The sequence below is a fragment of the Enterobacter sp. R-1.6.2 genome (genome assembly GCF_035064085.1).
In the GTDB taxonomy this organism is placed as follows: domain Bacteria; phylum Pseudomonadota; class Gammaproteobacteria; order Enterobacterales; family Enterobacteriaceae; genus Enterobacter; species Enterobacter asburiae_B.
Genome location: NZ_JASEYI010000036.1, coordinates 1 through 25579, shown reverse-complemented (window position 1 = coordinate 25579; position 25579 = coordinate 1). Strand labels below are relative to the sequence as shown.

Genomic DNA, 25579 nt, shown 5'->3' with positions numbered 1-25579 from the left:
CTTCATGGGGATGTCCTCATGTGGCTTATGAAGACATTACTAACATCGGGGTGTACTAATCAACGGGGAGCAGGTCACATCTGCTAATCGCTTAAGCGCACCCATAGCTCTCTTTAACGAACTACTCGCAGAGGATGTGTCTATTGCTGAAAGTATGGATATTGCTTTACTGGTAGTAACCATATCCAGAAATTCAGTTGTGGAAGCACTATTACATTCATCCTTTGCTGTTTTTAATAGTTCACGGGCATTTTCTGCAAGTTTGAGTCGTCTGCCTGACTCGTTATATTTTATCTGAGCTTCTTTCCAGCAGTTGACTAGATGCTGATAAATCTCACAATCTGGTGATTTCGAAATTTCTTCCAACGAGGACATAACTACGTATTGAAGAAAGATGCTCCTGCATTTTGGCAGCAGCAGGTTAAGATGCAATTCACATTCGTTCAGCTTTTTTCGCGCCGGTGTCTCTCTGAAGAGACCAATAAATAGCGCCCACAATGAAAACTGACGATCTCTTGTCTCTTTAACCAACTCTTTAACTGCCAGGGCTCGGGCAATGTTAGCATTTTCAACCTGGCGTGATAACTCTTGGAGTTCTGTAGCTGTAATCATCTCTCAGCCCTTTAATGGAAGGTTTTTTCTGGTTGTTTGGCTTCTGCCGCGACACCTTGTTGTTCGTCTGACGGCGTTGTGATGAGTCCTGGGCTTTCACCCCCGAGGGCTTTTATCATTGTGTCCAGAACCTCCATAACAACAGAGGTAAACAAAACGAAATCGGCATCAAATCTTTGGGCGTGATCTTCTGGCGAAATGTCATCGTTCTGTTCAATAAGTTCTTCCGTAAAGGTCAGTCGTGAAAAGATGAAATTGTCATTCAGGATGAAAAACATCTGGTTCATCCAGCCCAGTGCAACCTTTGTCACAAGCTTTCCGGCCTCGATGTGATGAGCGATCTCATCACATATCAAATCCTGGCGTTTTGTTGTAACGACCCCCCCGTTTTCGAGCACATCTTTGAGCGTGGCTTCGTCGCATAAAGCTAGGCCAGGCGGCAGACTTCCTGTTTTGACCCACTCTGTTAACGTCAGTTCTACCGGCGTTTCCAGCGTGAATGGGATAATTGGAAGTGAGCCAATAGTTTTACGTAGCAAAGCTGTTACATCATCTGCTTTTTTATGGCTGGTGGTCTCAACAAGCAGTAGACGTGATTTAGTATCCACCCAAATGTTTGTAGTGCTGTATTTGCTGAAAGCCTTTGGTATGAGCTCAGCGAGCACGGCATCGTTGACGGCCTGGATCTCCATTTTCTTTAGTCTGCGGTTTTGCTCTTTCTCCAGTTTCTGAACCCGGGTTCGCACAATTTCTTTGATGGTCGCGGGAGGAAGTATTTTCGATTCGTGCTTAACAGTCAGAAGAATGAGATTATTCGACTCATGCTTTAACAGCTCGACATCTTCACCCAATGGCGGGATCCATCCTGACCGTGCCATATCATTAGGCCCGCAGGGAGTGTATTTCAACTCACTTAACTGTTCATCCAGCTTGTCTAATTCCAGAGCTTTTTGGATGCGGTAGACTACAAGGCTTTTGGGTTTAAATTGGCTCATCGTGGCCCTCAGCTGTTGCTTGATTAATTTTAATAAGGTCAGAGACACGCTCGCGGATCACGACACACTCCCAGTAAGTTAGAGGCTTAGAGCTCAGCACTTGTTTAAACTGCGCCACGGCAATATCAGGTGCTGTCCGATATTGTTCGGCGATATCCTGACAAAATTTCTCAGTCTCTGGGTTATGCAGCTTTTCAGAACAATGGAAGCGTTTCATGCCGCAGCTCCCTTTTTCGAGTTATCCGCTAATTTGACCGCGAAGATTTCTGAAGCTTTTTTCCCATCCCCGCTGCCTTTAAATATGCTTCTCCGGGCAGTCACACCATGAATAGCGAAGGCTTGATAAAGCTCACGAATATCAGGCGCATCGTGGCATGATGCGATGACATGAACCCCGCGTTCAGGCAGCAACTGGAGCAGTTTGGTAAGCTCAATCTGCATAGCGGGTGTAAAACCGCTGGCATGGTAAGCCGTGAATCTGCCGGGATTAACATATGGTGGGTCGCAATACACCACATCACCCGGGCGGGCCATTGATAGCGTGGTCTGGAAGCTGGCGCAAAGTAAAGTTGCTGAGGACATTTTCTCAGCCATTGCGTATAACTCTGTCTCTGGGAGATAGGGGTTGGCGTAATAACCCCAGGGGACGTTAAAGATGCCTTTCCGGTTGTATCGGCATAGTCCGCGATGGCCAAACCTATTCAGATAGATAAACAGAGCAGCTTGAGTGTCACTTGCACTATCATGATTATTGAACTGGCTTCGCAGCTCATAATAGGCGTCCTCAGAACGCCCGAGACAGTAAAGGCGTTTAAGCTCAGAAAGTACCTTTTCAGGCGACTTAAAAATACTCTGGTATGTATCGATCAGGTCGCTATTAATATCGGCCAAAATGTATTCTGGGTAATTCGTATTCATCATTACAGCGCCTGAACCGCCAAAGGGCTCAATAAGCCGACCACCTTTCGGTAGTACATGCTTAAGACTTGCCATAATGTTGTGTTTGGCTCCTACCCACTTCAGAACGCTTTTCATTTCATTCTGGCTCCAGAATATTAGGACGCAGTGATCGCGACCAATGGGAGCGAGATGGCATATAGCCATCCCGTCAGGAAGCTTGTTTTAACGTTATCACGCCCATGAAATTGGCTATTTCGAAAAGGCCGACAAAACGAGAGCGTTTTGTCAGACACGGACAGGCATGATGATGTCGTAATTGTTTTTGTTTACTGAAATCAATATGCCGGTCGTTGTATCACGCAAAGCAATCTGTGCGGCTTCTCCTTCTTCCGAACACGCCCCCAGGCTTGCCAGTGATTCCAGGAGGTAATCGGCATTCATACCGATATCAACAATTGTTTCGGGCTCGCCTGCCTCTTTCGCAATGTCCATCACCTCTTTGCAACTGATTGCATTTGAGCCGGGCGACTTAAGCTGTAGGGCGTTGTCTTTGAATGACATCACACAAACACTGGTGTTGTTTGGCGAGCCCTCTTTAAGCAATGGGGTTGCGCGTTTTAGTGCGGTGGTGAGTTCAGAAGGATCAACCTTAAACAGTTCAGTATTTTTGGCTACCGTGCTGGCCACGCGCTTCCAGTCCGGGTAACGGCCATCGACAAGATTTGAAATGACTGTATGGCTTCCGAGCGTAAATGTCAGGTTACGGTTGCTGTAGTCAATTTTGAATTGACCCTGGCTACCGCTCAGGATTTTATGGAGCACGGGGAAAACCCCGTTGGGTAAAATCACACCTGCATTCGTGTTACTGATAGAGGTAGGAGCTGTCGGAGATTGAATCTCATCGCCCACGTCATCGCTGAAGTCGATATCATGAGAACTGACGGCCATACGATGTCCATCAGTGGCTACAGCAATAAATTGGCCATTATCGATACCGAGGTAGACCCCATTCATATAAAAGCGGACATCGTTCTGAGCCGCAGCGTGGCTGACACGCTTGATAATCTGACTCAGCATCTGCGTTGGAAAGTAAACGCTGTAATTATGTTCCAGCGTCTCAGCCTGAATTTCGGGTATATGGTCTAAGCAAACCGGGATGTTATAGGAGTTTTTGTCGGTGCGAATGACAAGATGGTTTTTTGCCGCATGGAAGCGGACGTTAATTTCATCTTCGCCGCGCATGTTGCGGATTAAAGAAAAGAGTTGTGTTGCAGGTACTGATACGTCCATATCACCATTGCCCCCCGATACCGTCCCTTTACTGGTAATTTGGGCAGAGTTTAAGTCAATGCCAAGGGCAGAAAGACAATCCCCACGTAACCGCAGCGTGATCATCTCCAGTACTTTCATTGCAGGAGACCGGCGAATAACCATACACGGCATTTCGATAATTTTGAGAAGTGCTTCAGCAGAAATATCAAACCCTGGAAGCTCTTTAAATGATAAGCGTCTTGCCTTTGGTTGAACTGCGTCTATTGTAGATGCGTCTGTCATTTTACTGTCTCCCATAATTATCCGTGTTAAATTAATCGTACCCCCGGTCAATCAAGTGACGAATAGCAAATTATGAAAAAATGAAGTTTATTTGTGGTGACGGCGATAACCTAATTCAAACGCGAACTGCCATTGGTATTCATTTAAAGCACATCCAAGAGATGTGATGGCCTCAACAATTTCCTTTATAATGAGGTTGCCTGAATTCAATCTGTACTCGTAGTACCAACCTATATCAAATGCGATAAGCTGGAGGCGGAAAAGATGGATCTGAGGAACGTAACCAGTAACGCCGCTAAGCGCTTTTATATAAATGAGTTCCCCTTCCATTTCTGATAGAAAAACCATGTCAAGAATATTGGACGCGAAATTCGTCATGGTGAACATAAATTGAGCCTCTTTATTGAGCCTCGCGTAACACATCGGATGCCTTAAAGTAGCCGAGTCGGTGCATCATTTTATTGATCTGACCTACTTTGCCATCAGACCCTTCATACTTACTCAACCGGTGAAGTAAGATACGCATGGACATCAACACACTGTCTGATGCGTTATCACCACGGGTAAGTAGTTTATCAGTACTATCTGAGTATGACCCCGTAAGTGCCGCGCTCACCAAATCACCGGCAATAGCATCCGGGTGGCACAATGCCATCAAACCGATAATCAATGCCTGCCGATTAAGTTCCGTTTCTGTCAGGCCTGTTTTTGAAGTGAGTTCTGCTAGTAAATTATCAGTGCTCATTATCATGCTCCTTTTGCTTATGTTCTCCCGGTTGAATGGCGGAAGAGTCTTTACTACTGCGTGAAAATACATCCGCGACCAGAAATTTAGCTTTCTCTGAAGGACTCATAAATTTCCAGAGTTCATCAGGATATTCATCGTCATGCTTTTCAGATTTTTTCAATCGGGAGATTCCTTTTAATTTTGCAGCCATGCGGCTCCGTCCATACGGACGGATTGGCATTGTAAAATTTTGCTGCGAACTATCAATCAGACCAGTAAAGTGACGACCCATATAAATACCTCTAAGTGCAGTAGTTATTTTTTCCCGATTCAAAGCTCCGCCTTTAACGTCATACTACGGGATAGCATTACTGCAACGAAATATTCAGGGATTGTTTACGGCGTTTTGAAGGTGTTATCCATTACCGTTTTACTTCTCGCTACCCAGTCGTTTGCATCACTGCAATTGATGTTTGACGCTACGACCTGACGGGCGGATGTATAGATTGGACTTGCATAACCACCATTCCCGGCAACTACCAGACGGATACTGTTGAGATATGCGTAAACAGGATCCTGTAGGATTGTAGAATCGATGGATGCCTGCTGTTTACAGCTATCGCTACGCATCTTTACTACATCAGTTGCGACCATGACGCATTCAGGACATTCATTTTTAAGCTGAATGAACTGAGTTGGTGTCTGCCCCGCTGCCGGACTTCCATCTGCTCTAAGAGGAATATTGGCTTCAGCAATATTGATGCAGAAAGTCGATCCCGCAATTAGCGCCAGCAATAATTTCGTTTTCATATAACCTCGCCTTATTTAATTCAGATTTATCGAACTGAGCTTACTGCTTTAAGTGGTGAGTAAGAAAAAAAAAGGGTGACAAAACGGGGGGTGTTTTTTAACCTTAATCATATCCCATATGATTAGGTTGATTATGAACAATGCCAATATGCAGGGAGATGGTACTGAACATCGCCTGGAGCGCTTTTCCCGTATTCAGAAGGATGCGTTGGTACTTCTTCTTTTGTGCAAAGAAAAAGGCACTGCGATAGTGCCATTCACCAGGTTGCTGGGGTTTATTAACTCTGTTCCAGACAGCCAGGATGTAGCTGAGCCCAACCTACGTAAGTCACTCAAAACATTGCAGCAAAATGGCTATGTATGGAAGTACCGGAACAAAAACGATCTTACAGTTTCATTTGAGTTAACTTCATCAGGAGAACTCCAGGCAACTTCATTTCGGGTGCGAAGATTAGAGGCATGGGGCCAGGCAGACGAGTAAAACTCGTCTGCTGGTGGTTACACAGAAAGATACTTTTTACTGATAGTTAAAGCGCTGCGTCGTTTTAATGCAAATGGACGATTATCAGAAAGTCTGGAAGCATTACCGGCGCGAATGAATATGCGTTTCATCCTGCGGTCAAAATGTTCTTCTGACCAGCCGAAGGGATACGTACCCTTAATACCATCTATTGGCCCGGCAAGAATGCGAGCGGTTTCGCTACGAAGAGTACTTCCCCTTAAACCAAATGAGCTAAGTTTATTTCTTATCAGACTTACAGAAAATTTCCTGGGTTTTAAAACACCCTTAATACAGTACAGATGTTTACTCATAGCATTACCCTTTTATTATGGGAACGATTAGCTGCGCTGCATAAAGTCGATGGATTGGCGTTTGTTTTCTTCGATTATCTTCATTGCCTCTTCAAGCCATCCAGCATCTTCACCCCGGCTGGTTAGCTCTTTGTGCTTTAGTTTGAGTGCAAATACTGCGTCATCAGCACCGGCAGTAAACAATTCTTGTCTGACTTGTTGTGTGCTGGTTGTACCATTTATAACACCAACCATATAATTCACGATATCAATAACTTGGGGGAGTAAATCTGGATCCTCATGATTAATCTCCTCGATACTGACAAACGGCAGTAACCGGTCAATCAGCATATGGGCTAGGTTGGTGATATTCAGCAGGAATAGGTTATCGTTCTCGGTGTCGCTTTTGCTTTTTACTTCTGATGCGGTAAACGACTGAACCCGGCGATTGTATTCGCACTGCCACTCCTTACAGGCACTGATCATCCAGTTCTGTATCTCTTCATCAGAAGCGTTGGATGATGGAATGTCCATCGCAGCAGGGAGAACTTGATCCCACGGGTAAACATGAGAATCAATCATCACGCCTTCCGCGTTACGCATTAACTCAGATAAAGCCACTATGATGCGGCGCATCAGATGGTTTTCAGTGAGGAGAGTAAACTCTTGTTTCGATGCACCAACGAGCTCGACGTTGAGTCCTGTCAGCGAGTCGTTAGTGTTTGGCATAGTAACAGGCCTCCTGCCCTAAAAGATGATTATGAACCAGTCCGTGGTCGCAGGGTTTAGTAGTGCCAGTCAGCGTATCCGATTTTACGCTTTCGTCTTGATCACCAGTGTTCACTGAGGGTAGTAAAGTTTTGACGACGTTTTTCATAAAGACCTTATACTGTCATGACAGTCGTATGTAATTTTAGATAAGTTCTATAAGACATCTCAAAAAATAATGGTAATCCGCGAGCAGATTACCATTCAGGCATTCATCAATCATAATATGCTACGGTTATTATTTTATAATACCGCACTGCTTTGCTATCTCGATAACATCGCCATTTTTTATGATGATACCCAGAGTTTGCGCATCCTCAATGTGTCTAGTGGCGCATCCACCGACAGCTTTAACCTGCTCGATGAGACGGTCTGAGGCAGCAGCAGTATACGCCAGTGTACTGTCTGGAGTGTTGAGACTGAACAGATAAAAGCCTGAGACAATTCCCAAAATTACCAGTAGTCCACTTCTGAGTATCGCCGAAAAAAGGGCCGCAACGCAAATTGCACCACCGGCATAAATAGCAGCCTGGCCATATGACATAGACCCATTTTCCAGTATCGTCTGGAGTGCGTTATTGAATTCATTCACGGCAATAATTCCCCATTAGTTATGATACAAATTAAAACAGATATGCTGCTAATCATTAAAAGGCTATCTCAGTTCCATAAGCACCAGTGCTTCCTGGAACTTCATCCTGATTTCCCAAATAATAATTTTCCATTGTTGGGGGCGAGTTGCGTGGTGTTGCTGGCCTCGCGTTCGTGTTTTGTGGCCTGCGGCTATAACTGGTATTCTGCCGGTGATCCTGCCCACGGTTCTGCTGGAGGTGACGACTCACCAGTTTATTACCGCCTACATTGACTTTGCGAAGAACATGCCCCTTCACGGGGTTGACAAGTACGTCCATAAAGAAGCGTTCTTTACCATCCTCCTTGATTAGGCGGGTACGCAATTGGGCCTCCAGGTACACTCCTGTCCCGACATGAAGATGATTGCGGGCCACATCAGCAAATTGACCAAGCAAAATGATCTGATAGTGTTCTTCCGTAATTTTCTCCAGACCAGATTTATCCTCCATTGAGGACTCAGATGTTGTTACATAAATCTTTGCGTAGATGCCGTGGGTAGGGTGTTGTCGGATTTCAGGCTCACGGCCTACAGTACCTTCGATAATTACTTTGCTATAGCCACGATTAGTCATACACCCTCCCCAGCTCTGTATCGGATGACATTATTATCAGCCTGTCCGGTCTGGTGACGAATGGTAATTCGTTAAATAATTGCACTGCACATCCATAAAAATAGTCAGGATATTAAGTTTGTGGTGAGAAGGACGGCACATCAGACAAAAAAAATCCCGGCCAGGCCGGGAAAGGTGATCTTTATGCCAGCGTACTCGCCAGCGTTCTCTTTGTTATGTCCCCATACTAAACATGTATGGCCCAGAGTGAAACAATTTTTGAAACCTGCAATGAAAATACATTGTGTTTCCATTTTGTTTACCTGAAAAGAGACGAAATGTATTATTGCTTGAGATGCCTTTTTGCCATACGTTTTAGGGTTTGGAGTATTGTTTGGTAAGCAGCGAGTTCATTTTTGTACTCAGCAATCTCCGTCTCATTCTTAACATAGTCGTTTTCAAGCTTAGCTATAGTATCAGTGTATTCTTGCATACTCTGTTCAACTTTTTTTGTTGCTGTACGAAACGCAGCGCTTTTAGTCGTTCTGATACCAACGGGGAATGTTTTCCCGATTTCCACGTCATGTTTATAGAAACTGCTGATGCTTGTATTCCAGACGCTTGGCTTTTTGTCGCTAGGCCGAATTTTGATAAATGTGATTCCAGGGATTTTATCCACAAGAAAAACAGTTTTTTCACTGCCTTCTGCCGCATTCTTTTTCATTCGAATTGTTTTTACGCCAACTTCTATTAATTCGACGCTGGTTTTTATTTTCGACGGGTTGTCTACGTCCATATCAATAAATACCCGCCAGCATGACTGGCCCTCTTTTATCGATGAAGGACACGCTTGTGGAAAATGGTCTTTGTACATGGTAAACCCCAACAACCTGAAATATGTAGGATAAAGATTAAGGGCATTTATGCTGCTTACGAAATTCGGGGCGACTCACTAATCACAGGGTGCGCTGGATTGACTCTGCGGCCTGTTGCCTTAGTGCGTTGCTGATACCAATTGCTTCAGCGAGATAAGCAAGATTATCCACCAGCACACATCGTGTCCCGGAACTGAGATCTCCAGTTACTCCCCAGCGGAGCATTTCACCAGGAGCCGGTTCATAATTATCCAGTTCACACTCAGGAAGGTCTACTGGCTCTCCCAGATAATCAATTAAGACCGGCCTGATATCGCTATATTCGGCATCAATACCAAGTGGCAGATCTTTCCTGACATATTGCCTCAGAACAAATAAATCCCTTTCGCTACATTGAGGGAAAATTCCAACCGGCAAGTTTGTGATAAGAATAGCTGCACCTTTTGAATCGCCAATTTCCTGAACGAGTTTTGCGGCGCACCAGACCGCCCCCTTCAGGAACTCCAGATTTTCATGCGATTGCTGTAATGACATATGACCTCTTTCTTATTGTCTGGCCCGCTTAAATCCATCGTTGCCATATGATTTAAAATACTCAGTAAACCCCTTATCGCTTTCACGAGTGTCGGCTGCGGCTTTTGAATTTGCCTCTTGCATGTCTCTTTCGCCTTTTTCCTGGCTGAGTTTCATGAAAGTCTTAATGTTATCGTCATTAGGGTCAGCCAGTACTTTCTGATAAGCCTTCTGGTAGCGCTCATCCAGGCTTAACCCTATTCCGAGACTCTGGCATCCGCTAATGCCGGTTATGAAAGCAATGATCAGAAACTTTCGTAGGTACGCACATTTCATCATTACTCCTACCGGGATGACCCGAGCATTTTGTTCCAGGCCGTAATCAGTGACTGAATCCCAGAAGTGGGCACAGGAGCAACCCATTTACAGCAGCTGAACCACAGGCGGTTAAACCGGTGAGGCATTTTCGTGATGTAGTTTTCCTTATACTCAAAGTTGTATTTATCACCAACGATGCGCGGAACTTCTTTGCAGAACGGACAGCGTTGAGCACCCGCGCTCATTTCAGGAACGATGATGAACTCGGTTTCCCCCAGCGTATCTGGATCCCACGGTTCGCGTTCACGCCAGCATGTGCCTTCTGGGAGCACGATATTCTCGTCGCATACGATGTATTCAAAGGTGGGAAATAACAGTTGATGAACACCGTGTTTACGCCAGCGCACTAACGCCAGAAACTCAATATGTTCTGAGCTATCGGCTTCCCGGGGAACAATAAAACGGTATACACCTGCTTTAGTCGGTAACCCTTCGCCCCGGATGCCAACTGGAGTCCAGCTTGGTTCTGTTGAGATACGGCGTAGTGCAGTCATAGTTACTCCCATTAAATTTTCTTCGTTCAATTTCCAGAATGAATCGATCTTTAAATCACTCTAACGGTAACTATTCCGATTACGAAATTCCGTTACCTTTAGGAATGATCGTGTTAACAGCCAGCATTGCATTTTTGAAGAAGTGTGCATTGCTACTTCTTAACTTAACAGAAGCATTAGAACTGACCGGGCTCAATGCCAGTAATGCGGTGCTGCGTCCCAGCCAGCGATAATATGAGAATAAACCCCACGAATTCAGGAATTCTCGTTTCATAATTGACATCAATTCAGATCTATCAGTCTGGTTAACTTTTGGGAACGTAATGAAAACTGCGCTATCCGGGTTCCGGGACAACCAACTGAAAACCTCTTCATTGGTGTAATAATACTTACCTTGCGTAAACACTCGCCCATTAAATCCTAATCGCACGACTGAGGACGGTATAATGTTATGGCAATAATCGAGCATGGGATATCCCATTTTCATCTGAGCGATATCAATGCGATTATCGCTCGGAATGCTTGCAGGTGCATTTGCATTTTTGAAACCGCGAGTACTGATCGAGTAATGACCGTCATCTGCATTCTGATAAACCCAGAATGGCTTGCAATACTCTTCTGAGTCTATAGCGGCTGTAAGATACGCTTCATCATAACTTTCAAATAACTTTTTTACTTTAGTCTGGTGGTCTGCAATATTTCTGGATTGAAGGTCTGGCCTGATTTTTAAAGGAATAGAATACACCGGTTCAAATGCCTTGACCGTATGGCCAGAACTCGTATGGTTTAGCAAATACCCAACCCACTCACGTTGAATTCCTTTTCCTATATACTCGCCGCTGTTCGCCCCTGCGTTGGTATCAAAACGCACGATAGATGTTCCACGCGCAGAAAGCATATTTTCAAATTCAGCACGGATAATGTTGGTATTTTTGCTAGTTAACGAATTCTGGAGATCATGCATATGTAGCCACCATTCATGTTTCAGCTTCGACTCTCACTATAATCACATGTTGAAATTTATTGTTACAGTGAGAATGAGGACGTTTTGCACCCAAAAATAAATAGCTTTTTCAACCGCAATTTGTGGGCATAAATGGTTTTTCTTAGCGTAAAAAAATAGCCGACTATGTCGGCTATTGTGACGATTCAACAGCTGGTGGTCAGAAAATGCACATCGAGGCGTATGCCGTCTTCTGGGAAACTTCAGTAGGGTTACGACCAATGAAAATACTACGGTTATTTTCTTTCTCGCTACGCATGAAGCGGTAGAGGTGGATGGCTACTCCATGAGCTTTCTGCACATCACGTCGGTGCAGCACAAGGTGCATTCTTTTTGGTGGTATGTGTGGGAAACGTTTCGCCAGAATTTGTCCAAGCACGTTAAGTGATTCACTGTTCTCGCGTAGCTGGTAAAGGTCTTCCACGATGAAAAAGATGTTATTCCCCCTGTCGAGTTCGTCAGGTACGGGGCACACTTTTAATCGGCACTCGATGACTTCACAACTCCAGTCACGATGAGGCAGAGACATGATGATGTTTTCTTTCTGCAAGACATTCGACATAAATCCCACCTCACGGTAAAAGCTGTATCAGTTTAACTCCCAAAACCCTTCGGCTGTGGGTTCTGCATTACGCACCGGCTCTCAGATTCCTTAAGGCTTTGATCCAGTATTATTCTTGAGAAATTTGAGTTCAGAACTACCCGGCTTCCCTTTTTGGGCCGTCTTGATAAATTCCCGCTCTTTGAAATACCACCGTTCAACAATTTGTGAAGATAGCGTATTGGATTCCAAGGCATAAGCCTGCAACTCCCTCCATGCAGCTATGTTATGCGGTTTGTATTTTGCCAGCTTAATATCCAGTTCTTCTTGCCAAGATCTGGCGCGTTTTGTAAAAACCTTTCGACCCAGCATTGGGAAAACCAAGAGCCCTGCTATATTGCCGACGAACTGTACAGACCAGTCAGAGGTTATGTAAAACCATATCCCGGCATTAACCGAAACCAGAACCAATAACCATGTTCCATACGCTCGCTGAAATGGAGGGAAGCAGTTATCTCGCCACATTCGAATACTTTTTCCAATGCTGTTCAGCAGGTTTTCGTTTGTTTTCATCAGTTATCTCTGTTCCTCTTCAGCATAGGCCGTTTGTATCAATTCAAACCTGTTCACCCTGACTACTTGAAGAACTATCTGATCGGTAATGCACCTAACCGGCGTAGTGCATCAGTAACCTCGTCTATGCCGAATAAAGACATTGGCGGGACTTTATCTCCAGAGATTGAGCAGGCTGTACACAATGCATTGTATGAGCTTACTCGTTCACGATGTAGAGACTGAAGGCTTACGATCAACAGATCTCGCTCTGGGCCCGTGGTAGCTCCTATAAGGTCAAATAAACTTTGTTTAACCACTTACGTAATCCTCCGTCAAAATCAGTCAAGAGTGCGCTCATTCTCCTCAGTTTCATTTTTTAATGAACGGAAAAGGTCGACAAATCAGGCGGTATTAAAGACACCATCGTCTTTTAGTCCCATCCGTGTGTATACATCATTAATATGCTTGTGAATATATTGAAGATCACTTGCCTGCTCATGCTGTCTGATACGGTCTTCATGGCGAGAATTGGATAACCGAATGCAACGTTCCCGTTGTTCAACAATGTACTCAGTACACTGGGTATGTTCAAACATGACCTCTCCCCATTGCCTGGCAGCGCGGAGATACAACCCTCTTTCTTCCAGGTCCCGGGCAAGTATCACCGATTTGGTCGCTGGTATCTGGTACATTTCTTCAGCGAGCAGGAACGCTGCTGCACATTTTCTTTGTCCCATATCTACCTCTACCCTTTGTATAGAGTCGACATCTGGGCAGAAGTGAATGAGATTAACTCTTCAACCTGCCATTCGCTGATACTCTCCTGGTGGATAACCGAGTCCAGAAGTGAGCAGAAGACCCGACCTTCACAGAAGGCATCGAATAAGGTTTGCCAGGCACCGGCGAATCGCCCGGCCAGTTTACTTCGCTGACGTTTACTGCGGCAGCGATGCAATTCTTGCTGAAACAAGGATTCGTTTTCCGCACTGCTTTTTTCATGCAGAGCATCCCATAACTGGTTGAACCGTGTTTCAGTACAATTTCTGGCCGTTACCATCGTCATAATATTTCCTTCAGAGGCGGTTAAGCCTGTATCAATGTTGCTATTTGATATCTATTTTCCACGTAATATTCAGGTGACGAAATCTCAGCTATAAATCGCTGATGGCTAATTAGTCTGACCCGCATTTCTCCCGGTTGTACGCCCCACCAGGTAGCACCCATTCTTTTGACATGTTAATGACGGGCAATGTATAGACCGGATTTACCGCTTGCAGCAGCGCTTCCTCATCCGTGATATTAATAGGAGAAATATTCTGGCTTAGATCCAGAACATTTATTCGTTTACGACTGATAGTGACCCCAAAGCGGTTTTCATAGTTGGCCATTGCGTGAATACGCTCGGGGAAATAATGTTTGATGGTTGCCCATATGCGAGCACTGTTGTATATACACGTTAAGCATGAACTGCGACCCCATCCAAGACGATACGGTACTGGGGCTGTAACACGATGTTTTGCTAAAATCTCCCAGACTTGTTCTTCAGACCATTCAAGTACTGGCCTCCAGGCATCAACTTGTCTTTTTTTGCAACTGCTGGTATGTGGCTCCAGTTGTAAGTAATTGAATCTATTAGAGCTTTCCGCTCTCCTTTCCCCCGTAATAAAAAGCACCTTTTTTCCGTCAAAGCGTCTCTGATTTGTGAGTGCTCGCCGACCAACATCAATTTTTAGTGCTGATGAGCACCAACGTGTTTTAAGGCTTGGTGATTGCTGAGGGAACCGAAGTCGCGTGGCGGGAGTGCTTCGCTGGATATCACGTTCCGCGATTATTAATCCATCTGGGGTTTCGATACATTGCGGGCGACTGTAGCCATTCTCTTTCAGCATCTCACCTTCCATTCCTCCCTGAAGCCAGGAGAACATCAACGGTATCTGAAATGTTGAAGCTATTTTGCGGTTGTAGTCGGCCATAAATGGCCAGTCCATTAAAGTACTTCCCTCGCGGCCATCAACATCGTGATGCCAGAGTTCCACCCTGGACAGATCGACCCCGATGTCAATTAAGTGGAGAAGGCAGGCTATGGAGTCTTTTCCGCCGCTAAGGCAAATGATTATCACGTCATAGCAAGATATGTCGATATCTGGAGCGTTCCTGTACGTTTGTCCTGATAGTGGCGTGGTGATGCCTGCTATGCTACTCAGTGCAGGAATAATAAAGTTATCGTCGATTAAATCACTCACTTGCCGCGCTCCTGCTCTGAAGTGAATTTGTCAGAATCGCAGCAAGTCTAGTCTCGCCTAATGATGAGGCCAGATCTGATAGCGCTAGTTTACCTGCTGCTTCCATACCAAGTGCCTTTACTCGACTGGTATCAAGAACTGCAATTCTTTGGCCTGTTGCCTTACAGACAAGCGCATATCGACATACGCTTAATGTGCGATGGATGATGAATGAGAACATTTGATTGTCGATTTGTGCGCTGAATTTGCAGATCACATTTACTTTATGCGTCAACCCATTCTGGATTATGATTGTTGCAACATCGTCTTTAGGCATATCTACCTCCGGCTTTTTACTAAGCCTAATACGACGCTAACAGCTGACGAAATTTGCTTACAGATATAACTTTCACTGCAAATATCGTGTTATGAGTGACTGATTACTGCTTTGGAGACAGAATGGATTTTTCTAAAACTACTGTAGTGAAACCCGGTTTAATTGGTGATAACAACGCGTATTGGGCGATGCACTTTTGCTCAATTATTGAAACCCTTTATGATAATAACCGGATGAAGGTACGTTTTAATTCCCCTCTCATGGGGAAACATACACCAACAATGAGAAACCTAGTTTCATTAGCTGGTGAAGGATATTTTTCTTTAATTAAAGATCAGTTCAGAAACTTCGGTCTACAAAATTTGCTCTGCCACTATCTGATGAGTTATGAAGGTAGAGAAGTCTTAAATACTATACTTATTAATTTGTCTGATTATCGCAATGTCGATATCCTCGCTAATATGAGCCAGTTTGGTGTATTCATTAGCTGCCGTGACTTTAGAAGTGGCACTAATTTTGCGGTAGAGCATAATCCTTATCTACTTGGCCATGAGAATGTCTTTTATAATTCAGTTTATAATAGCTTAAAGTTTGCAGATCTATGCATTCTTTTCCGTATGAGAACGAATCCTAACCAAGAATCAGCTACTTTGTTTGGCATTCTTGGAGAGGTCGAAGGAAACAATGGTCAGGACTTGAAGAGACCGGCCTTCTGGGGAAGGAAAGGTTTGTATTTGTCTTTTGGTATTGGAGTCAATCCTAAACCCAAGGGGGAAAAACGTTCTAATCAATTTCAGCTTAATGACTGTACTTGCCAGTGGGTAAACGCTGCTGATGGTTATAAATTTGTCGCTATTTTTGAGTCAGAACACCATCTTGTTACAGATTATCTCGATGCAATAGGTACTATTGAACACCTTAATAAATTTGGCCCCAACCATCCTTTTCTAACACATTATCCAGCTCGGCACATTCTAAACATTGTGAGAGATGGCTGGGATAAATCAGTTGATATATTGATTACTGAACTGCGACGTTATCTTGCGCCTAACGAATTAGCTTCGCTAGGAACAAATCCAGTAATACCCTTTATACCCTCATTCAAACATTAAAATAAATGGGGCTACGGCCCCATTTTTTACTCACGATATAAGATGTAATAACATTTTCTGACCTGCATACTGTTGTTCAGGTAACCACAAAGTGCTTCACGACCATCCTGACTACGACCTATCCATAGGCCAGCCAAGCGTTTATCTGGTTGCTCAGACAGTATGAAAATTTTGCTGTTAATAAGACCAATGAATGGGCGTTCTACTCCCTGGGGGACTACAAAATTCCCCAGCGGTTTGTAACTTTCCAGGTTCAATACGATCGCAGCTGTCTGGTCACTGGAATTGTCAGCATCGTCCTGTTGCTCGCTGGCAGCAGGTTGTTGGTAGTTTTGAGAAGGCTGCTGAGCATAGAAATCGTTCGGATCGATCGATTCTGCGCTGGTTATGAAGGGCAATAGTGCTAAAAGGCCAAAAACAGCTTTTTTCATATGTCCACCATAGGGTTATGCGTTTAAATATGATTAGGCTATCAGTACCAATGCTGTCAGGCTAAAAACAATGGGGACAAATTGAGGGCTTTTATGTTGTGTTTATTGCTATTTTTGTCCTGCAATAGCATCTATTTCACACAATACACAGTGACATTTAGCTGGTGGCTCAAGTCGTTCGAATTGCGTCAGATTATGCAGACGTAATCGAGGTATACGTCTGACAGCATGATGGCCACACGAAAGTTCAAGAAACCAGATTCGTCCGTTACGGCTCCCGTCCTGAACCTTTACGTTTACAACTTCTCTCCATATGCGAATCATGGCTAACCTTCTGCCGGGCTCGGTGGTTCATCGTTGTCCTGGGTAATTTTAACGTAATCACCCTGATTGATAACGATTACTTCATTAAGATGAGGGCTGTAACGTACCCTCTCTACTTCGTCGAGATAGTCCACATGTCTACGCGCCTTGTTATTCGAGAAGCCGAGCGCTTTCCCTATTGCGTGAACTGATGGCCCACGGCCACCATTTCTGTTCATGTATTTTTTGACATACGTGATGATTGCTTTCCTGTCACTGGTCATGTCCGGGAGTTCGGCAATGTCATCATGACCTTGTCCTTTCGCTACGCGCAGCGTCATAGACTTTCTTTCACCATCGATAATGATTCGTCCCTGGTCATGCAACTGCCGGATACGCCGGGAAACGAGCCCTTTTGAATACCCCAGAGAAGAACAGATCTGCTCGTAAGACGGTGCTGCACCCTGCTCTTTGATTTCTGTCACAATGAAATCAAAGAGCCTGTCCAGGTGGGCATTTGCTTTTGGGGCGTTCTGTGCTTTTCCAGAAACACTACCGGCGTTGTCTTCAGTCATATCCCTTCCGTCCAGTTGGTGGTTGTTAATTAATGCGGGCTATCGACGTTCTTCGTCGAACTGAGACTAAAAGGCACGACGTCCGCTTTTACATCAGTTAAGGAGTGATTACCGCAGAGTTGCCCTTTAACTTTAGTCAGGCCCACCAGCGCATCCTCAAGCAGTTCTGATTCCTGAGATGTCACATTACTACCCAGTTCCATACCGATTTTTTCGCCCGCGTCCTTGAGGATACTGATAGCACGATCGATAGATTCACTGTACATAATCGCCACCTTGTTCGTTTTGTTAACATAGCCAATTAGTGCGTGTTCAGCTATAGCTGAGTTGTTTTATCACCTGTTTATGCGGCCCTTTTTCTTGCCAGGCAGCGAGCTAAAACCCGTTCCCTGGCTTCATGCTGCTCATCGATACAAAGCTGAATTCCCAACCCCAGGATGTAACGCTCCTGAAGTTCTGCCGGATGGAGGAAATTGAGCGCGGTGAAACCAGCTGGCACGGAACCATATTTGGCCAGGCTGTCTTCGTAACGTCGCTGGGCTATTTCACAAATTAAGTTATATTGAGCAATAGCTGCCTCACGTCCAACTTGATTGAATATTTCAACCGCCAGGACTTCCGAACATGTCTGCATTTTTGCATCCGTTTTGTTTACCTGACATCAGTATCACCCCGATGTGCTGGCTAACGAAATTTACGGATAGATGAATGTAATGAGGGGAATAGAACGTAATGGAATGTTTATACTGAACCCAAATTATGGGGAGCTTGATAATCAAATGTGGAAGTCTGTTGAGAAGCAGACTTCCAGACTTGGTATTAACTGGTTTTCTGACTATTAAGCCAGCTGATTAGCTCATCTTGCGTGTCAAAAGACGCGACAAAGGTCTGCTCCTGATCAGGACGTTGTGCATCCCTTATCGCTCTGAATGGAGCTTCACCGCTATAGTAGAATATTGGCTCCGCACGGCGTTTGACCCATGCTGATTGCTCGCGCTCTGCGAGCTCGCAGGCTTCTTCGTAATTGTCCGCTACTCCCAGCACTGTCGAACGATCCCAAGCTCCTCCATTCAGGCATCGAACAGTGATTTTCCCGTCCGGGCAAGTAATGCCATATGGATGATCCCACCAGGCATCAAGCTGAGACTTTGAGCGCTTTTCATTAGGTGTATCGTCGAAGTTTTTAGGTAATACCGGATTAAGGGGTATGCAGTTTGGCACTTGGATTCTCCCTGTAGCCTGAATCTACAAATAGGCAGTAAGCAATGTTCGTCAGGTTAACATGTACCTCCTGTTAGGTAATTAAGTACTTCGTTCCATTTTCGATATTCGCGTTATCTGACTCATTTTCTCCGACTTCAGGAGATCTCCATGCTGCTACGTAAGCCATGTGAATCAGGCTTGTTTTTCGCCCCGCTTTGACCCCATTTCCATGATGTTCTCAAACCTCGCGCTGTTACAGTAGGACAACTGCTACTGACGAGGTGAATATGACCAGATACCTTGGATACTGCGCCCTTGCGCTCCTTACCGTCCTGCCGACCGCTTCGGTATATTCTGCTGTACAGAATGATACAATGGGCCTATACGCTCCCGATCCCAGCTACACACCTGACATCCAAAATTCAGCACCTGTAACGCCTTCTCCGGGGGATGACAGTCTGTACAGTGATGACGTACCCGATTCATCTACCGCTCCAGAAAGCACCATTACCCCCCTGAATAGCTTTGATGTTATGTCTTTTTCTATAGGGCCGGTAAGCCTGCGGATGACAGCTTCTGAAGCGATCACTGCTATCACTGACAAACTTGGCCAGTCTGCTGGTGAAGAAATTCAAAAGCGCTACAGTAACAACTCATTGAATAGTATTTTCTGGGGAGATGCTCACCAGGAGACGGTGGTCTATTTTATCCCCGATACGGCAGTTGACCCCATTGAGCCGGTGGCTTACAAAATCCGCTTTTCATTCAGCAACCCTGATCTCTTACTGAAGTCGGCGATCGAGAAATATGGAGAGCCTTCAGTCTCTGATGCCCAGAGAGGTCGTTATATCTGGTGCAAGGCACTGGCGGAGAAAACGAATAAGTGTGATGACAGTAAATCTGAGCTTACGCTGACAACGCGAGAAGTTGAAGACACTGGCATCCTGACTCTCAGCGACCCAACGGTCTCATTTGATGCCTCGCGGACTGCAACGGCCACCCCGGATAAAGACCAGGCTGCGACTGAAGATAACCAGGGGCCATTGCCACAGCTCTGAAGTCGTCCGTCGCTGTCCAGCATCCTTTTGCAGGATTACTAAACCGACTGAATTCGTCAGCCGGTTTTTTTATCTGAATTTTACATTAGCGTCTGAAAGTACGCTTTCCAAACGGGCTTATCTCTTTGACGTGAAAACCCGCATTAGTCAGCATCCTGGCCATGACAACTGATGCAGGAAGACAGGATGCCTCCACTTTATGGCCGGGAGTAGCATCCAGAATACTTTGCAACATGGAGCGCCCAAATCCTTTTTGTCTTTGACTCCTGGTAACACCAAACATCCTGATTTCCAGATGTGAAGCAAGTCCATTTGCACCATTTTTGCCCGTCAGTAGGGCAAAACCTATCGCTGCGCCATTATGTTGAGCATCAAAGACAAACAAGAAATCGGCGCAATTCTCTCCCCGTTCCCGCCTGGCAATGGCTTCTGAGATCTGACTTTCGAACTGAGACAGTCCGTCATCATCATCAAAGTTAAAATACCCATCCCGCATACCGTCGCGAATCACCGCTATGATAAAGGGAACATCCTGTTTGGTTCCAAAGCGCATTTCAGGGGCAGATAACACCGTCATCAGTTTGTCTCTCGTAACCGTTATTATTCCATCAATTTGATTACATGGAGGTAAAGAGGTCAATAGAAATGAACGGGGTATTTCGCTGATGACCATTTGATCGGTGTTAGTGGTTTCAGTAGCAGAGCCAGGAGGTATATAAGGCCAGCAAAAATGCCAGCCTTTTTCATTTAAACCGGTTTTCTTATGATTCTCTTGATCGGCATTCCTGCCTTATCAAAATATCGGGTTGGCCATATTTCTTGAGGTTCTTCACCAATTGCATTAGCGATGATGATCTCGCCTCTAGGCCAGTCACGTGTCAGTGCATTTGCCAGAGTGCTGCTTGAAAGACCGTTAGCCCTACTCAGTGAGGCAAGTGACAAACCTTTCTTATGTAGCGCAGCTATGATGTCTGCCTTATGCCAGTCCTGTTTTTCCATCTCCATTTCCTTTGGTGGTGAATCGGAACATGGTTTGCAGTACCAGCTAATGACGACTGGCGAGCCGTAAGGCTCCCACGCCCCGACCCACCATTGACAAAAAACAGGCGAGCGAGTGCGAACCGTTCAAGTACATGAACGGCGTGTCATTAGTCGGGGCTGCAAATCCCCACTCTTACGATTTAGTAAGGGCTACAACAGTTTACAGCATTTAAAGGGTGTATCAGAAGTGTTAATGCCGTAAGTTTGCGAGTCGGTTTGAAATTCAGATAATAACTATGCTTAATGGCCTGTTCAGGAAAGCACTTCGATGCTGTTCATATAGCCAAAGCCGAATATCCGCTTTCTGCCGATCCCGAAAGCGTATGCCTGTTCAAGTGCGCCGACATCTTCAATCACGCATTCAGCATCGTACTGGCTCATCGGTACAATGATCTTGTGGGATGTACGGCCAACGCTCCCGGGCTTAATAATATGGAACTTGGTGCTTCGAACGATACGTAACCGTCCACAGATCACTCCGGCCCGTTCCAGGTGATAGTGGATATAATCCGGGAGTTCATGGGCAGGTGGACAAATCTCTCTTTTCCGGCCTCCAGCTTCCTCGCGTCGAATAGTGGCCAGCGAGCCGCAGATTCGAATTTTCTGGCCAGACACAAACATGATTTCCTTCATGACTTCGCCAGGGAGCCCGAGTGCAACAGCCGTTCTCAGAACAACCTGGGTGTCGGAGGCACTTTGTTTGCGAGAGTAGAAGGTGTATGGGAGTCGCGACCCAGAACGTTCCTGGACTACCTTATCCAGTTGCTGGTGGATCCCATACACGTCACCTGGGGCGATTCTGAACCTGAGCGCACATTCAAAGTATTTCACGCCACATTCCTTGCTGAACATAATGAATTTTCAATATTAGTTTCAGGGTATGGCATGGACGGCGAGTGACGAAATTATGAGGGGGGAATACGGCCAGTCCTTTGGCCGGTGTGGTCAGAGAATCATTTCGATACTTTCGCCGTGGAATATACCGATCACATCTGTCTTGAGGCGGTTACTCCTCGGCTTTACTTCATTGGCCACGAACTCTGGCAATGGCCGAATTTTCACGTGCTCATCCTGAATGATAATGAACGGCATAGATGAAGCGGCAGAAAGACGCAGTATCTGGTCGGGGTGTTCAGGATCAGCCATCGCGATGTTTGCAGCTGGATGCACTTTAACCGGACGGCGTAAGCGAAGCTTTTCTTCCGGTACACGCGCAATAGCCTTAATCAACGAGTTGAGTCTGACTGATTTATCTTCATCTTCCTCGATGTCCTTGCCCATCTTCTGGAGCAACTCGATTTTGTTAACCCTGCTAAAAAGCGTCTTTTGCCTCCAGCCGAAACTGACCAGATTGACGTTAGCATTATCAAACATACGCAGCTGCCGATAGAGATGCAGGGTCATGACACCAGGGCAGGCGCTATGCAGCGCGTTGAAGCGCATGTATTCCGGTCGGCGATCACCACCGTAGTTTTCGATGATGTGGCGTTGAATGCTCTCTTTATGCTGGTTGATGGATGTCACCAAACGGGTAACCAGCTGAGAGAATTCCGCATCTGTATTGTCGTACCATAATACGCCGGTAGTGCGCCGAGCGGACTTCTGCGAATAGCCATCCCTGATATGCAGGTCAGCGTATGCCGCGCAGGCAGCATGGACAGCATCGTGTCCCTGTTTCAGCTCAGGCATGATGTGTTCGATGGCCATATCTTCTTCGCCATCAGCAACGGCTGGCAGGACGCAGACACTCGCCTTGAGCGGAAGCCGGGAACCCAGCACTCCACGAAGTTGTGTGATCTCGCTCTCCAGCGTCTGGAAAGTTGTTGAGATATTCATTTCTATCCCCGAAAAAGGGCTCTAAACTCCCTCCGCTGCACGGAGGACTGTATGTACATACATACTCATAACAAGCGAAACCGAGTATATCAAGTTCGTTTTGTTTACAGACGAATTTTATCGATGACGAATGAAGTTTTCACTGCTGATTAGCCAATCCTGACGCGAGGGATTTCATTAATGTTAGTGAGATAGGATGGTGACAATAACTCCCGCCGCATCGTCCAGTCTTTGTCGATGCCCTGGCCCGCAAACCATAATTTCCCCCGACCTGACCGGTTAATTCTATCCATCACGCCCATCAACGCTTCACCATTGGCAAAGAGTCGGTTCTCACCAAACAAATCGAGCTGGCTGGTGGCGCTATCATAAAAGTCAGATAGCATCACTCCGGCTTTATGGTATCGGTATCCCTCCTGCCAGATATGCCGGAGCCCTGCGACCGCAGCCGCAATGATTTCCCGGGTATCGGCGGTGGGGTTTTCCAGCTTGACTGTCTGCTGGCCACTGTAAGGGGCCGTTTTCGAATAGTAACTTGTGCCAATAAAAACCGTTATGCAGCGACAGTATTGCTTCTCTTCGCGCAGCTTCTCGCCTGCACGTTCGGCATACTCACACACCGCCTGGTGCATTGCTTCGTAGTGCTCTATTTTCTGGCCGAATGAACGCGAGCTGATGATCTGCTGCTTAACCTTCCTCACCTCTTCCAGGGCTATGCAGGACTCGCCATTCAATTCGCGCTGCGTTCGCTCCAGTACGACTCCAAATGTGTTACGGATAAGCGATGTTGGCGCATTGGCCAGATCGAGAGCAGTCCTGATGCCCATGCTGTTCAGTCTGGTGGCATATCTCCGGCCCACCCCCCAGACATCGCTTACGTCAATATATGGCAATAATTTACGTTGTCTTTCTGGACTGCTGAGATCAACCACTCCGCCTGTTTTAGTCCATGTTTTTGCAGCTTTATTTGCTAGTTTTGCCAAAGTTTTAGTTGTCGATATGCCCACCCCCACGGGTATATGGGTGCTCTTTAATACGGTTTTCTTTATTTCTCTTCCATAGTCATCAAAATTATAATTTTTCTGCATTCCTTCAAACGAAAGGAAAACTTCATCAATACTGTAGACCTCAGTATTACTGGAGAATTTAAATAATGTCTCACACACCCTACGGGAGATCTCCGCGTACAAGGCATAGTTAGAACTGAAAACATGTACACCGTTAGCTTCAAAGAATGCTTTCTTCTGGAAGTACACGTCACCATTCTGGATACCTAATTTTTTAGCTTCCGCTGAACGTGCCACGACCATGCCATCATTGTTCGAAAGGCATACAATTGGCTTGTTCACCAGATCGGGCCGAAAGACTCTCTCGCAGGAGGCGTAAAATGAGTTGCAATCCACCAGGCAGAACATCACAAGGCCTTGTACACGATGAAGGTCACCACGCCAAAAATGGCCAGTTCTTCGCCTTCTTTCAGATAGATCGGTGACATCCGGCTATTCATTGGCAGTAGCGCGGGAGCCGGGCTTAGCTGCAACCGCTTAATGGTGAAATCACCATCAACGGTCGCAATCACAATATCCCCCTCTTTCGCCTCAAGTGAGCTATCCACGATGACCAGATCGCCTTCGTGAATACGTGCCTCTACCATCGATGAACCTGTTACTCGTAAGAAGTAGGTTGCAGATGGATGTTTGATGAGGTGAGTATTTAGATCAATAAATTCATCAACATAATCGGAAGCGACTGAAGGGAAACCTGCGCTGACAGGCTCAACGAACAACGGGAATTGGCCTGGTGATTGTTGTGTCACTGGGATAAGTTTCATAATGCTCTGCTCTTCGTGGTGCTGTATATCCATACAGTATTATAGACAGGAGCCAGGAATTTTCGCACCTCCTTTTCCGAAAGTTATTTTCCGCTATCACTCTTCAGGTTTTTCTTATCACTTGTCCAGAAGTGGGTAACTGCACATAACAAATTGCAACCATATGATTCCTCAGTTCATTTTCAGAATTTACTCGTGCTTACTTCGTATACAATTCGGAATTTATCCGTACATTTTATAAGGAGTAATAACGATGAAGCAGTTTACAAATGAAGCAACTCAACAAATGCTGGCCGACTTTGACAAATCCCCTTTCTCTGACGCTGATCTGGCCGCAATGGATGTGGATGCTCGACAAATTATTGAGCAGAACGCTGAAAGGGATCGCCAACACCCGGTAACAGCAATCTGGCGTGTTGCGGTCGAGGGAAGCCTGACTGCGCGAGGTGGTGTCGTAACCGCTGTTGATAGCGCCAGGGTTATGGATCTAGGCAACGGTCAAATGGTCAAAATCGCAGTGGAGGGTGATGCAGTCACTTATACCGATGGTTCATCTGCACGGATTGTTTCAAGCGCTGGCCAGAAAGCTACACACTTCGAGAAAGGGCTCGCGCTGGTGGGCAGCGTACTGGATAACGGGGATGAAATTGTCTCGACCCCGCAGGACAGATTAGTGCTGTTATCGCGCAAAGGTATGGCTGAAGCCCCCGACTTTCTGGCAATACCCGGAGGCGTGACTCATGGGGTATCGAACTAACAATTATGGCCGGGGCCAGGCGCTCCACGGAGATAAAACCACCACAGGCGCGACCGTCCTTACTTGGGGTCAGTTTGGATATCGAAAATTATTGTACTATAAGGGCTTCCCCGGCATGTCAACGCCGGTGTTTACGGTTTCTGTCTGCACTATAGTAAAAAAATAAAGGGGA

General features: G+C 45.7%; 39 protein-coding genes. 4 read left to right on the top strand and 35 right to left on the bottom strand.

Annotation, left to right across the window (positions count from 1 at the left end):
- Positions 1 to 39: 39 nt before the first annotated feature.
- The 9 genes from QMN93_RS23760 to QMN93_RS23720 all read right to left on the bottom strand — a co-directional run bounded on the left by QMN93_RS23760 (position 40) and on the right by QMN93_RS23720 (position 5598).
- Positions 40 to 612 (bottom strand): hypothetical protein, encoded by a 573-nt coding sequence (locus QMN93_RS23760; protein WP_323620143.1) that lies wholly within the window; start codon positions 610 to 612, stop codon positions 40 to 42.
- A gap of 11 nt (positions 613 to 623) precedes the next feature.
- A complete protein-coding gene (gene rdgC, locus QMN93_RS23755; RefSeq protein ID WP_007372167.1) occupies positions 624 to 1607 on the bottom strand; it encodes a recombination-associated protein RdgC in 984 nt (327 codons plus the stop codon).
- Positions 1594 to 1824, bottom strand: a complete 231-nt coding sequence (locus QMN93_RS23750; protein WP_007372166.1) for a hypothetical protein — start codon at positions 1822 to 1824, stop codon at positions 1594 to 1596. Before QMN93_RS23750 ends, rdgC begins: the two co-directional genes overlap by 14 nt.
- Entirely contained in the window at positions 1821 to 2642 is an 822-nt protein-coding gene (locus QMN93_RS23745; RefSeq protein ID WP_007372165.1) for a Dam family site-specific DNA-(adenine-N6)-methyltransferase, read from the bottom strand. Before QMN93_RS23745 ends, QMN93_RS23750 begins: the two co-directional genes overlap by 4 nt.
- A 150-nt stretch (positions 2643 to 2792) precedes the next feature.
- Positions 2793 to 4061, bottom strand: a complete 1269-nt coding sequence (gene dnaN, locus QMN93_RS23740; protein ID WP_223307982.1) for a DNA polymerase III subunit beta — start codon at positions 4059 to 4061, stop codon at positions 2793 to 2795.
- Between the two features lie 87 nt (positions 4062 to 4148).
- Positions 4149 to 4448: a hypothetical protein gene (locus QMN93_RS23735; RefSeq protein WP_009653866.1), complete on the bottom strand. Its 300-nt coding sequence runs from the start codon at positions 4446 to 4448 to the stop codon at positions 4149 to 4151.
- A gap of 13 nt (positions 4449 to 4461) precedes the next feature.
- Positions 4462 to 4806: a hypothetical protein gene (locus tag QMN93_RS23730; protein WP_032951317.1), complete on the bottom strand. Its 345-nt coding sequence runs from the start codon at positions 4804 to 4806 to the stop codon at positions 4462 to 4464.
- Entirely contained in the window at positions 4796 to 5080 is a 285-nt protein-coding gene (locus QMN93_RS23725) for a hypothetical protein (protein WP_223226827.1), read from the bottom strand. Before QMN93_RS23725 ends, QMN93_RS23730 begins: the two co-directional genes overlap by 11 nt.
- A gap of 104 nt (positions 5081 to 5184) precedes the next feature.
- The gene (locus tag QMN93_RS23720) at positions 5185 to 5598 is read right to left on the bottom strand and encodes a hypothetical protein (RefSeq protein WP_007372162.1); all 414 of its coding nucleotides are present in this window, start codon (positions 5596 to 5598) and stop codon (positions 5185 to 5187) included.
- Between the two features lie 133 nt (positions 5599 to 5731).
- On the opposite strand from QMN93_RS23720, the gene QMN93_RS23715 reads away from it, so the two are divergent.
- Entirely contained in the window at positions 5732 to 6079 is a 348-nt protein-coding gene (locus QMN93_RS23715; protein WP_127649446.1) for a hypothetical protein, read from the top strand.
- Positions 6080 to 6096: 17 nt separating this feature from the next.
- Here QMN93_RS23715 and QMN93_RS23710 read toward each other — a convergent pair whose 3' ends face one another.
- The 15 genes from QMN93_RS23710 to QMN93_RS23640 form a co-directional block, all read right to left on the bottom strand.
- Positions 6097 to 6411, bottom strand: coding sequence for a hypothetical protein (locus QMN93_RS23710; RefSeq protein ID WP_127649449.1), 315 nt, complete (start codon positions 6409 to 6411; stop codon positions 6097 to 6099).
- 27 nt (positions 6412 to 6438) lie between these two features.
- Complete coding sequence (locus QMN93_RS23705) at positions 6439 to 7119, bottom strand: hypothetical protein (RefSeq protein ID WP_007372161.1); 681 nt, start codon at positions 7117 to 7119, stop codon at positions 6439 to 6441.
- Positions 7120 to 7396: 277 nt separating this feature from the next.
- Positions 7397 to 7750 (bottom strand): hypothetical protein, encoded by a 354-nt coding sequence (locus QMN93_RS23700; RefSeq protein ID WP_154050669.1) that lies wholly within the window; start codon positions 7748 to 7750, stop codon positions 7397 to 7399.
- A 55-nt stretch (positions 7751 to 7805) separates the two neighbouring features.
- Positions 7806 to 8363, bottom strand: a complete 558-nt coding sequence (gene ssb / locus QMN93_RS23695) for a single-stranded DNA-binding protein (RefSeq protein WP_008786804.1) — start codon at positions 8361 to 8363, stop codon at positions 7806 to 7808.
- A gap of 322 nt (positions 8364 to 8685) precedes the next feature.
- The gene (locus QMN93_RS23690) at positions 8686 to 9216 is read right to left on the bottom strand and encodes a hypothetical protein (protein WP_007372158.1); all 531 of its coding nucleotides are present in this window, start codon (positions 9214 to 9216) and stop codon (positions 8686 to 8688) included.
- Positions 9217 to 9298: 82 nt separating this feature from the next.
- Positions 9299 to 9751, bottom strand: a complete 453-nt coding sequence (locus QMN93_RS23685; protein ID WP_007372157.1) for a hypothetical protein — start codon at positions 9749 to 9751, stop codon at positions 9299 to 9301.
- Positions 9752 to 9763: 12 nt separating this feature from the next.
- Positions 9764 to 10069, bottom strand: a complete 306-nt coding sequence (locus QMN93_RS23680; RefSeq protein ID WP_032941601.1) for a hypothetical protein — start codon at positions 10067 to 10069, stop codon at positions 9764 to 9766.
- A 5-nt stretch (positions 10070 to 10074) separates the two neighbouring features.
- Positions 10075 to 10602 (bottom strand): hypothetical protein, encoded by a 528-nt coding sequence (locus tag QMN93_RS23675; protein WP_007372155.1) that lies wholly within the window; start codon positions 10600 to 10602, stop codon positions 10075 to 10077.
- 79 nt (positions 10603 to 10681) lie between these two features.
- Positions 10682 to 11566, bottom strand: a complete 885-nt coding sequence (locus tag QMN93_RS23670) for a hypothetical protein (protein ID WP_007372154.1) — start codon at positions 11564 to 11566, stop codon at positions 10682 to 10684.
- A gap of 199 nt (positions 11567 to 11765) precedes the next feature.
- On the bottom strand, positions 11766 to 12167 hold the full coding sequence (locus tag QMN93_RS23665; protein WP_020996135.1) for a hypothetical protein: 402 nt from the start codon (positions 12165 to 12167) through the stop codon (positions 11766 to 11768).
- Between the two features lie 90 nt (positions 12168 to 12257).
- On the bottom strand, positions 12258 to 12719 hold the full coding sequence (locus QMN93_RS23660) for a hypothetical protein (protein ID WP_009653863.1): 462 nt from the start codon (positions 12717 to 12719) through the stop codon (positions 12258 to 12260).
- 383 nt (positions 12720 to 13102) lie between these two features.
- A complete protein-coding gene (locus QMN93_RS23655; RefSeq protein WP_008786801.1) occupies positions 13103 to 13438 on the bottom strand; it encodes a PerC family transcriptional regulator in 336 nt (111 codons plus the stop codon).
- A gap of 8 nt (positions 13439 to 13446) precedes the next feature.
- Entirely contained in the window at positions 13447 to 13764 is a 318-nt protein-coding gene (locus tag QMN93_RS23650; RefSeq protein WP_020996134.1) for a hypothetical protein, read from the bottom strand.
- A gap of 109 nt (positions 13765 to 13873) precedes the next feature.
- Positions 13874 to 14944 carry a phosphoadenosine phosphosulfate reductase family protein gene (locus QMN93_RS23645; RefSeq protein WP_007372151.1) on the bottom strand — a complete coding sequence of 357 codons (1071 nt, stop codon included), beginning with the start codon at positions 14942 to 14944 and terminating at the stop codon, positions 13874 to 13876.
- Positions 14937 to 15260 (bottom strand): hypothetical protein, encoded by a 324-nt coding sequence (locus QMN93_RS23640; protein WP_020996132.1) that lies wholly within the window; start codon positions 15258 to 15260, stop codon positions 14937 to 14939. The genes QMN93_RS23645 and QMN93_RS23640 overlap by 8 nt, the downstream gene beginning before the upstream one ends.
- A gap of 122 nt (positions 15261 to 15382) precedes the next feature.
- Here QMN93_RS23640 and QMN93_RS23635 point away from each other — a divergent pair, with 122 nt between their 5' ends.
- A complete protein-coding gene (locus QMN93_RS23635; RefSeq protein WP_007372150.1) occupies positions 15383 to 16372 on the top strand; it encodes a hypothetical protein in 990 nt (329 codons plus the stop codon).
- 26 nt (positions 16373 to 16398) lie between these two features.
- Here the strand turns inward: QMN93_RS23635 and QMN93_RS23630 are convergent, their stop codons facing one another.
- The 5 genes from QMN93_RS23630 to QMN93_RS23610 all read right to left on the bottom strand — a co-directional run bounded on the left by QMN93_RS23630 (position 16399) and on the right by QMN93_RS23610 (position 18902).
- Positions 16399 to 16803, bottom strand: a complete 405-nt coding sequence (locus tag QMN93_RS23630; protein ID WP_008786799.1) for a hypothetical protein — start codon at positions 16801 to 16803, stop codon at positions 16399 to 16401.
- Between the two features lie 326 nt (positions 16804 to 17129).
- On the bottom strand, positions 17130 to 17681 hold the full coding sequence (locus QMN93_RS23625) for a hypothetical protein (protein WP_007372149.1): 552 nt from the start codon (positions 17679 to 17681) through the stop codon (positions 17130 to 17132).
- Positions 17682 to 17710: 29 nt separating this feature from the next.
- Positions 17711 to 17947, bottom strand: coding sequence for a hypothetical protein (locus tag QMN93_RS23620; protein WP_007372148.1), 237 nt, complete (start codon positions 17945 to 17947; stop codon positions 17711 to 17713).
- Positions 17948 to 18024: 77 nt separating this feature from the next.
- Complete coding sequence (locus QMN93_RS23615; RefSeq protein WP_007372147.1) at positions 18025 to 18315, bottom strand: hypothetical protein; 291 nt, start codon at positions 18313 to 18315, stop codon at positions 18025 to 18027.
- 185 nt (positions 18316 to 18500) lie between these two features.
- A complete protein-coding gene (locus QMN93_RS23610) occupies positions 18501 to 18902 on the bottom strand; it encodes a hypothetical protein (protein WP_008786797.1) in 402 nt (133 codons plus the stop codon).
- A gap of 269 nt (positions 18903 to 19171) precedes the next feature.
- On the opposite strand from QMN93_RS23610, the gene QMN93_RS23605 reads away from it, so the two are divergent.
- Positions 19172 to 19942 carry a hypothetical protein gene (locus tag QMN93_RS23605; RefSeq protein ID WP_020996131.1) on the top strand — a complete coding sequence of 257 codons (771 nt, stop codon included), beginning with the start codon at positions 19172 to 19174 and terminating at the stop codon, positions 19940 to 19942.
- 85 nt (positions 19943 to 20027) lie between these two features.
- Here QMN93_RS23605 and QMN93_RS23600 read toward each other — a convergent pair whose 3' ends face one another.
- The 6 genes from QMN93_RS23600 to umuD all read right to left on the bottom strand — a co-directional run bounded on the left by QMN93_RS23600 (position 20028) and on the right by umuD (position 24650).
- The gene (locus QMN93_RS23600) at positions 20028 to 20519 is read right to left on the bottom strand and encodes a GNAT family N-acetyltransferase (protein WP_000217395.1); all 492 of its coding nucleotides are present in this window, start codon (positions 20517 to 20519) and stop codon (positions 20028 to 20030) included.
- A 170-nt stretch (positions 20520 to 20689) separates the two neighbouring features.
- Entirely contained in the window at positions 20690 to 20947 is a 258-nt protein-coding gene (locus tag QMN93_RS23595) for a helix-turn-helix transcriptional regulator (protein ID WP_001333498.1), read from the bottom strand.
- Between the two features lie 288 nt (positions 20948 to 21235).
- Positions 21236 to 21616, bottom strand: coding sequence for a type I-E CRISPR-associated protein Cas6/Cse3/CasE (locus QMN93_RS23590; RefSeq protein ID WP_127649377.1), 381 nt, complete (start codon positions 21614 to 21616; stop codon positions 21236 to 21238).
- A 312-nt stretch (positions 21617 to 21928) separates the two neighbouring features.
- Complete coding sequence (locus QMN93_RS23585) at positions 21929 to 22819, bottom strand: DNA replication terminus site-binding protein (protein WP_007372144.1); 891 nt, start codon at positions 22817 to 22819, stop codon at positions 21929 to 21931.
- A 149-nt stretch (positions 22820 to 22968) separates the two neighbouring features.
- Positions 22969 to 24234: a translesion error-prone DNA polymerase V subunit UmuC gene (umuC, locus tag QMN93_RS23580; RefSeq protein ID WP_009652912.1), complete on the bottom strand. Its 1266-nt coding sequence runs from the start codon at positions 24232 to 24234 to the stop codon at positions 22969 to 22971.
- Positions 24234 to 24650: a translesion error-prone DNA polymerase V autoproteolytic subunit gene (gene umuD, locus QMN93_RS23575; protein WP_008786793.1), complete on the bottom strand. Its 417-nt coding sequence runs from the start codon at positions 24648 to 24650 to the stop codon at positions 24234 to 24236. The genes umuC and umuD overlap by 1 nt, the downstream gene beginning before the upstream one ends.
- Positions 24651 to 24903: 253 nt before the next feature.
- On the opposite strand from umuD, the gene QMN93_RS23570 reads away from it, so the two are divergent.
- Entirely contained in the window at positions 24904 to 25407 is a 504-nt protein-coding gene (locus tag QMN93_RS23570; protein ID WP_007372141.1) for a hypothetical protein, read from the top strand.
- Positions 25408 to 25579: the final 172 nt, after the last annotated feature.

Coding starts and splice junctions, on each gene's coding strand:
- ssb (WP_008786804.1), bottom strand. CDS start 8,363: ATGACTAATCGTGGCTATAGCAAAGTAATTATCGAAGGTACTGTAGGC.
- QMN93_RS23590 (WP_127649377.1), bottom strand. CDS start 21,616: ATGAAGGAAATCATGTTTGTGTCTGGCCAGAAAATTCGAATCTGCGGC.
- QMN93_RS23730 (WP_032951317.1), bottom strand. CDS start 4,806: ATGAGCACTGATAATTTACTAGCAGAACTCACTTCAAAAACAGGCCTG.
- QMN93_RS23710 (WP_127649449.1), bottom strand. CDS start 6,411: ATGAGTAAACATCTGTACTGTATTAAGGGTGTTTTAAAACCCAGGAAA.
- QMN93_RS23760 (WP_323620143.1), bottom strand. CDS start 612: ATGATTACAGCTACAGAACTCCAAGAGTTATCACGCCAGGTTGAAAAT.
- QMN93_RS23705 (WP_007372161.1), bottom strand. CDS start 7,119: ATGCCAAACACTAACGACTCGCTGACAGGACTCAACGTCGAGCTCGTT.
- QMN93_RS23680 (WP_032941601.1), bottom strand. CDS start 10,069: ATGATGAAATGTGCGTACCTACGAAAGTTTCTGATCATTGCTTTCATA.
- QMN93_RS23585 (WP_007372144.1), bottom strand. CDS start 22,819: ATGAATATCTCAACAACTTTCCAGACGCTGGAGAGCGAGATCACACAA.
- QMN93_RS23725 (WP_223226827.1), bottom strand. CDS start 5,080: ATGGGTCGTCACTTTACTGGTCTGATTGATAGTTCGCAGCAAAATTTT.
- QMN93_RS23570 (WP_007372141.1), top strand. CDS start 24,904: ATGAAGCAGTTTACAAATGAAGCAACTCAACAAATGCTGGCCGACTTT.
- QMN93_RS23655 (WP_008786801.1), bottom strand. CDS start 13,438: ATGGGACAAAGAAAATGTGCAGCAGCGTTCCTGCTCGCTGAAGAAATG.
- QMN93_RS23635 (WP_007372150.1), top strand. CDS start 15,383: ATGGATTTTTCTAAAACTACTGTAGTGAAACCCGGTTTAATTGGTGAT.
- QMN93_RS23735 (WP_009653866.1), bottom strand. CDS start 4,448: ATGTTCACCATGACGAATTTCGCGTCCAATATTCTTGACATGGTTTTT.
- dnaN (WP_223307982.1), bottom strand. CDS start 4,061: ATGACAGACGCATCTACAATAGACGCAGTTCAACCAAAGGCAAGACGC.
- QMN93_RS23625 (WP_007372149.1), bottom strand. CDS start 17,681: ATGACTGAAGACAACGCCGGTAGTGTTTCTGGAAAAGCACAGAACGCC.
- QMN93_RS23690 (WP_007372158.1), bottom strand. CDS start 9,216: ATGTACAAAGACCATTTTCCACAAGCGTGTCCTTCATCGATAAAAGAG.
- QMN93_RS23660 (WP_009653863.1), bottom strand. CDS start 12,719: ATGAAAACAAACGAAAACCTGCTGAACAGCATTGGAAAAAGTATTCGA.
- QMN93_RS23665 (WP_020996135.1), bottom strand. CDS start 12,167: ATGTCGAATGTCTTGCAGAAAGAAAACATCATCATGTCTCTGCCTCAT.
- rdgC (WP_007372167.1), bottom strand. CDS start 1,607: ATGAGCCAATTTAAACCCAAAAGCCTTGTAGTCTACCGCATCCAAAAA.
- QMN93_RS23615 (WP_007372147.1), bottom strand. CDS start 18,315: ATGCAGACATGTTCGGAAGTCCTGGCGGTTGAAATATTCAATCAAGTT.
- QMN93_RS23650 (WP_020996134.1), bottom strand. CDS start 13,764: ATGACGATGGTAACGGCCAGAAATTGTACTGAAACACGGTTCAACCAG.
- QMN93_RS23630 (WP_008786799.1), bottom strand. CDS start 16,803: ATGAAAAAAGCTGTTTTTGGCCTTTTAGCACTATTGCCCTTCATAACC.
- QMN93_RS23685 (WP_007372157.1), bottom strand. CDS start 9,751: ATGTCATTACAGCAATCGCATGAAAATCTGGAGTTCCTGAAGGGGGCG.
- QMN93_RS23595 (WP_001333498.1), bottom strand. CDS start 20,947: ATGGAGATGGAAAAACAGGACTGGCATAAGGCAGACATCATAGCTGCG.
- QMN93_RS23605 (WP_020996131.1), top strand. CDS start 19,172: ATGACCAGATACCTTGGATACTGCGCCCTTGCGCTCCTTACCGTCCTG.
- QMN93_RS23640 (WP_020996132.1), bottom strand. CDS start 15,260: ATGCCTAAAGACGATGTTGCAACAATCATAATCCAGAATGGGTTGACG.
- QMN93_RS23620 (WP_007372148.1), bottom strand. CDS start 17,947: ATGTACAGTGAATCTATCGATCGTGCTATCAGTATCCTCAAGGACGCG.
- QMN93_RS23600 (WP_000217395.1), bottom strand. CDS start 20,519: ATGACGGTGTTATCTGCCCCTGAAATGCGCTTTGGAACCAAACAGGAT.
- umuD (WP_008786793.1), bottom strand. CDS start 24,650: ATGAAACTTATCCCAGTGACACAACAATCACCAGGCCAATTCCCGTTG.
- QMN93_RS23720 (WP_007372162.1), bottom strand. CDS start 5,598: ATGAAAACGAAATTATTGCTGGCGCTAATTGCGGGATCGACTTTCTGC.
- QMN93_RS23670 (WP_007372154.1), bottom strand. CDS start 11,566: ATGCATGATCTCCAGAATTCGTTAACTAGCAAAAATACCAACATTATC.
- QMN93_RS23675 (WP_007372155.1), bottom strand. CDS start 10,602: ATGACTGCACTACGCCGTATCTCAACAGAACCAAGCTGGACTCCAGTT.
- QMN93_RS23750 (WP_007372166.1), bottom strand. CDS start 1,824: ATGAAACGCTTCCATTGTTCTGAAAAGCTGCATAACCCAGAGACTGAG.
- QMN93_RS23715 (WP_127649446.1), top strand. CDS start 5,732: ATGAACAATGCCAATATGCAGGGAGATGGTACTGAACATCGCCTGGAG.
- QMN93_RS23745 (WP_007372165.1), bottom strand. CDS start 2,642: ATGAAAAGCGTTCTGAAGTGGGTAGGAGCCAAACACAACATTATGGCA.
- umuC (WP_009652912.1), bottom strand. CDS start 24,234: ATGTTCTGCCTGGTGGATTGCAACTCATTTTACGCCTCCTGCGAGAGA.